The organism is Microcoleus sp. BR0-C5 (assembly GCF_036705045.1).
Classification (GTDB): Bacteria; Cyanobacteriota; Cyanobacteriia; order Cyanobacteriales; family Microcoleaceae; genus Microcoleus.
Genome location: NZ_JAUBTR010000145.1, coordinates 1 through 5,796, shown reverse-complemented (window position 1 = coordinate 5,796; position 5,796 = coordinate 1). Strand labels below are relative to the sequence as shown.

The 5,796-nt window shown below is 42.3% G+C and carries 7 protein-coding genes; 6 read left to right on the top strand and 1 reads right to left on the bottom strand.

Annotated features, from left to right (window positions below):
- Positions 1–99: 99 nt before the first annotated feature.
- From QUB08_RS31155 to QUB08_RS31130, 6 genes are all read left to right on the top strand, one after another.
- Positions 100–978 (top strand): tetratricopeptide repeat protein, encoded by an 879-nt coding sequence (locus QUB08_RS31155; RefSeq protein ID WP_333230083.1) that lies wholly within the window; start codon positions 100–102, stop codon positions 976–978.
- A 437-nt stretch (positions 979–1,415) separates the two neighbouring features.
- Positions 1,416–1,814 (top strand): transposase family protein, encoded by a 399-nt coding sequence (locus tag QUB08_RS31150; protein WP_333230081.1) that lies wholly within the window; start codon positions 1,416–1,418, stop codon positions 1,812–1,814.
- An 11-nt stretch (positions 1,815–1,825) separates the two neighbouring features.
- Positions 1,826–2,317, top strand: a complete 492-nt coding sequence (locus QUB08_RS31145; protein WP_333230079.1) for a transposase family protein — start codon at positions 1,826–1,828, stop codon at positions 2,315–2,317.
- A gap of 166 nt (positions 2,318–2,483) precedes the next feature.
- Positions 2,484–2,669, top strand: coding sequence for a hypothetical protein (locus QUB08_RS31140; RefSeq protein WP_333230076.1), 186 nt, complete (start codon positions 2,484–2,486; stop codon positions 2,667–2,669).
- Positions 2,653–3,210: a hypothetical protein gene (locus QUB08_RS31135; RefSeq protein ID WP_333230075.1), complete on the top strand. Its 558-nt coding sequence runs from the start codon at positions 2,653–2,655 to the stop codon at positions 3,208–3,210. Before QUB08_RS31140 ends, QUB08_RS31135 begins: the two co-directional genes overlap by 17 nt.
- On the top strand, positions 3,132–4,256 hold the full coding sequence (locus QUB08_RS31130; RefSeq protein WP_333230073.1) for a C-terminal helicase domain-containing protein: 1,125 nt from the start codon (positions 3,132–3,134) through the stop codon (positions 4,254–4,256). The genes QUB08_RS31135 and QUB08_RS31130 overlap by 79 nt, the downstream gene beginning before the upstream one ends.
- 45 nt (positions 4,257–4,301) lie before the next feature.
- Here QUB08_RS31130 and QUB08_RS31125 read toward each other — a convergent pair whose 3' ends face one another.
- Entirely contained in the window at positions 4,302–5,390 is a 1,089-nt protein-coding gene (locus QUB08_RS31125; protein ID WP_333230071.1) for a pentapeptide repeat-containing protein, read from the bottom strand.
- Positions 5,391–5,796: the final 406 nt, after the last annotated feature.

The following is a 5,796-nucleotide window of genomic DNA, read 5'->3' as shown; positions in this document are numbered from 1 at the left end:
TTCTCAGATTCAGGCTATCAGGCATTGTCTGAGTTAGTTTGGCTTAGCTTGCTTATCAGCACTTATTGAGCAGTTACCCTTTTTCGAGCATTAGGCGATCTGCGTGGGGAAACTGCCACTCTTATCAAGATCGGCGCTGTCTACTCAGCATTGGGAGAACAACAGAAAGCGCTAGAGTATTACAACCAGTCCCTTCCCCTTTTTCGAGCAGTAGGCGATCGCCGTGGGGAAGGTACCATTTTTATTAGGATCGGCCAAGTCTATTCAGAATTGGGAAAAAAACAGAAAGCGCTAGAGTATTACAGTCAGTCCCTCTCCCTTTTGCAAGCAGTAGGTGATCGCCAAGGCGAAGCTTATACCCTCAATAACATCGCCGCTGTCTACTCTGAATTGGGAGAAAAGCAGAAAGCGCTAAAGTATTACACCCAGTCCCTTCCCCTTTTGCAAGAACTGAAGGCTCGCATATACGAAGCTACTATCCTCACCACTATTGGCTTAGTTTACTCAGAATTGGGAGAAAAACAAAAAGCGCTAGAGTATTACACCCGCTCCCTTTCCCTTAGTCGGACAGTACGTAGTATCGAGCAAGAAAATATTGCCCTCAACAACATCGCCGCTGTCTACTCAGAATTGGGAGAAAAACAGAAAGCGCTAGAGTATTACACCCACTCCCTTTTGCTTAGTCGCTTAATAATGAATAGCGAACAAGAAGCTCTCGCCCTTTTCAACATGGCTTCTGTCAAACGATCTCTAGGCAATCTTACCGAAGCACTTAATGATATTGAAGTCTCTATCAAAATAATTGAAAATCTCCGCACCAAAATTATCAGTCAAAAACTTCGCACCTCATACTTTGCCACATTACAGGACTACTACGAATTTTACATCGACCTGTTAATGCAACTGCATAAAACTAATCCTAACTCCGGTTATGATGTCAAAGCATCCGAAGCTAGGAAACGTGTTAGCAACTTCTAAAAAGCAAGGTATTCCAATAGAAAAATGGTCGTTTAGGCAATTATAAAATCGTTCACTTCGCTACCCTCGACATTGCCAACAGAAAAATCCCGAACTGTCAGGAATTGTGATTTTCCTGATGAAGCTCGGTTGCTATAGCATCGTCAATTTACCATCAGGGATTAGCAGCAGGGAATCAAGGCAGAGGTGGATTTTTATGCGATGCGCTGTAGGAGGGATCGATGGGAGCTGATGGCACTTATCTACTCAAGCCCAGACCAAACTGGAACGCTCCAACAGTTATTTCCGAAGACAAACCACCGCGTCACCTGTAACGCGATCGCAACTCGCTCTTGATTCCGCTGCATCTACGGCTTGTTTGACTGCAATAGACATCTCCAACAAACAAAGTATCGTGGAATCAGAAATATATTATAATAAAACTTTCCGTTAAAAAAATGAGTCAACTTCGCGAACACATAGAAAGACATCCCTCAGAAACTACTCGGCTATTGGGTCTAGACTATGACCAACTCATAGGACTAATTACTCACGCAGAAAATCTGTATAACCAGCAGAAAAAAGTTCAAGAGAATTCTAAAATTCGCATCATCAAAGGCGGAGGTGGTCGCCCACCTAAATTAGAGATTGCCGATCAAATTCTCCTGACTTTGGTATATTTACACCATCTTCCCACATTTCAAATGTTAGGAGTCCAATTTGGAGTCAGCGAGTCAGCAGCTAATTATATTTTTCACAAATGGATAAAGATTTTTAGAGAACTATTGCCTGCTTCTTTTTTGTTAGAACAGGTAAAAAAAATGATTCAGAATGGCAATGGGTTTTTGAAATATTAAGTGAATTCGAGTTGATTGTAGATAGCTACGAACAGCCAATAGAAAGACCTACAGACTATAAAAAGCAGAAAAAATACTATTCAGGCAAGCAAAAAAGGCATACCTTAAAAAATCAAATAGTTGTAATGCCGAATGGGAAAGAAATTGTTGATATAGTAGTTGGAGAAACCGGAGCAACGGCTGACATAAAAATTTGGCGTTCCCGACGCGAAGAATGGAATCAAGAGCAAAAATTTCAAGGGGACAAAGCTTATGTAGGGGAACTATTAATTGATACTCCTCACAAAAAGACTCCAAGTAAAGATATTACAGATGCTCAAAAAAAAGCCAACAAACAGAAGGCTAGAAAAAGAATAGTAGTAGAGCATATGATTAGATTGGTGAAAATCTTTAGAGTGGCAGCAAAGAGATTTCGCTTAAAATCTGGCAATTACGAGCCAGTAATTCTGGTCGTATGTGGATTAATAAGATGGCGGATTGGTGCAATAGTTATATGTCAATAAAAATTGGTATAAACCGGAAAAAACAGTAAAAATTATGTCATAAGAATTGGTAGTTATGATAAATATAGTCTTCAAACCCTTATTTAAGTGTTAGTTTCTTATCCGAAGCTCGAAGCGAGCTTCGGACAAGAAACCAAGCGGGGAAAAGGTTTGGCAGTTATTGGAGATGTCTATTAGGTGTTGTTTGAAAGCAGCCCGTCAGGACATCCGCATTGCTTCAGGATTTTTTACGATTCGCGGTTGGGGATTAATCCGACAATATACGACAAACAAAAATACTTATCTTTTAGTGGGGCTGGATGAGCCGGGAGAAGAACGCGCTCGGCAAGCTTTAATTGCAGAGATTAATTGAGAATATTAACAATCAATTATTTCTGCTACCTCACACCGCTGAAAGTCATGCCTTATTACCGGATTATGTCGATGATGCGAGAGCTTGGAAGGTCGGGAACGCTTCGGAGTTCGTCCAGCTTCCCGTAGCCAGCCAGCTTACCACTCCTCACGTTGCTAAATATTACGGTCAGCAAGAAGGGCAAGATATTTATATAAAATTTGGGGAAAACCACCGCTACATTCCCAAAGTAAAGTTACACACTATAACGTTTCCGCTTATTTTTGATACAGAACTCACGGAGGCTATTCTTAACGGCTGCTTTGACCTGACTTCCCGCAACTCTATATTTCGAGAAGTATTTAAACGAGTTGTAAAAATTGCGTGGGCTAGCTCTCCTCTCTCTCTTCAGGGAGTATTAGAAAGGGTGAGCGATACGCCGGGAGGAAGCAACGCTTATAAGTTAGAGAAACTTCAATTTACTTGGAGTCGCCAACAACGGCAGTCGGTGCTGAAGCCGCTGATAGACAAGTTAAAAAAATCAATGAAAGTTCTGACATAAAACTGCAAGCTTTATCTAGCATTATTCAAAAAGCTCAAACTAATTCTCAAAAAGTTATTATTTTTTGCGAACGCCATGCTACCGTTATCTACCTCCATAATTCCTTAAAAATACTGCTTCCTTCTTTACAAGTAACCGCAACTATCGAGTCTAACAATGATTCTCAAAAACTTGAGATGAAAGAAACCAAAGAAATAGAAAAGTTAATTAAGCAATTTGCTCCCATTGCCAACGCAGCAGAGGAGGAATCTGAGAAAACTTACGACGTTTTTATCTCGACAGATGCTCATGGAGTTGGCGTCAATATGCAAGATGCGTCGATCGTGATAAATTATGATATTGATTGGACTCCGATTGGACCAACCCAAAGAGCAGGCAGAATTTTACGGTTTTGGCATTTGCCTCGCACTATTGAAATTTATGCTTTCGTTCCGACTTTAACTTCACCCACAAAACTTCAGTATGATTTAGTTGAAATTCAGAAAAGATGGAAAAATTTAATAGTTCGCCATCAAGAGTCGAAAAAGCTGATTGATTTGCCCGTTTTAACAAGCGACGATACTCAAGAAATTAATTTAACAGCAATGGCTTCTCGAACTACCATTCAATCTGGTGAACTCAATCTGGAAGCCCTGGCGGATGTCGATATTTCTCCTTACTATCAACATACTGCTCAACTACAACTAAACCGTAGGTACGCTGAAGGTATTGCCAACGATATAATTAGCGCTAAAATTTATTCAGAAGAAACCCCTTCTGTTTATATCCTCCTTTTACACAACAAAGCGTATCATGGAGTTGTTTACAACCCCCAAAAGCTTGAATTGCGCGAGCCAAACATTGTTAATGTTTTAGAAACCATTGCCTGTCATGAGGGAACAGAAATTGCTAATGTCGATTATGATGAAGTTGAGAAATTAAGCCATTCTTGCCTCCAAGCTTGGTGTGAAAAACACAATGCAAAATGGGAAGAGGTCGAACGGATTTGTACACTGTACCTCAAGCCAGAAAAAGCAGAAGATGGGTTGGCAGATTTATTGATTTGACTTTCCAGTTCCCGGCTCGTGAACTCCCGGTTGCCTTTCTTGGCATCAAATTTTACAGGCTTTAAGCTGTGCCATCCATTCCCCAAATCCCACACGGCGAAAGCGAGTAGGCTCGGTCTTAGTAGGTTCCAGAACTTGCCAAGAGTGCCAGGGAAAATGACCGATTGGAAGAACGCTGCTATCGGAAGCTGACTGTTTAGTGGTTAAATCCTTAAATTTGAGCCAGGTTCCGTTTTGCTTCCACCCCACAGCTTCTCCAAACTTGGTGTAATCTCGATTCACTTGAGAACTTTCCCAAATTTGGCGCTGAATGCCGAACCCAAAGCGTGAGCTGCTTGCTTGTCGCCAAAGTTGATCTAGAGTTTTGAGATGTTTACAGGGCATCAAGCGGATTTGTTCGGGTGTAATCTCGTCTACAGTTTGCTTAAGTGCCAACGCATCCGTTGAAATTACCGCCTCTTTAAATAGATCGCTGGTTGCCGAATCCATCCAGCGCCAATCCTGAGCTTGTGCTGCTTTGTTCAAATCGTATGAAGCCCAAAAGCAACCCTGCTTAGAAATTGCGCCATTTGTCATCGTGGCGTTGCAAAGCCGTGTATCGCGAAAACCCGTAATACCCGTATCGGTCAAATCGGCTCGATCGAGATAAGCCGGATCGTGCTTCAGTTCGCTGAAGTCAGCCGCTACCAGTTTTGCCCCAATCATAATCGCTCCCTGCAAATCGGCATCTCTAAAACGCGCACCATTCAGGCTAGCGTTGCTTAAGTTTGCCGAACGGAGGATTGCCCCAGAGAAATTGGCTCTGGTAGCCTGAGTATAGGAGAGCAAAGCATTGGTTAAATTTGCGGAGCGCAAGTCAGTGTCAATCAGGCGGGTAGCGGCACCAGAGAAGTCTGTCCCTTGGAGGTTTGCCCGTCGCAGGTTCGCCTCTGATAAATTTGCCTCTCGGAAAACTTGGCGAGAAAAATCGGCACCGGCTAAGTTTTTACCGCTCCATTGCACGGCCCTCAATTCAAGAATCTTCTCATACCTACGCAGACGGTGCCAGTGGGAAAATTTGGCTAGGGCAAAGATAGCTATCGCACTTCCTCCCAATCCTCCCAATATCCACCAAATACTTTTTTTGTGCCACATCCTGAGTTACCCGCAGTAATAATTTTGCCAGCCTATTCTAAGCCAAAATTGAGAAAATTCTGTCTGCCCCCTCTCAAATTTGCCGTTGGCTTGCATTATAAGTACCTTCGTGCAAATACCTTAGCAACATCAAATGCCCGCTTGTAAATTCATCTAGCCAATATAGAAACATTCTGTGAATATCTGCATCCGATGTATTGAGCAGTCCTGCATAAAAAACTGTATTTCTCAGCCCTTCTAATTCTTGTCCTTGATGGTGGCGTATTGCGGTGCCAAGGGCAGGGGAAAATGCCACTCTCCGCATTCGTCAGCACAAAAAGCCAGGTTTTACCCCACATTCCGCAGTTCTGGCTTTGATGACTAAGGATTTTCATACCTTCACTGTAGGAAAAATATCTGTGCCTAC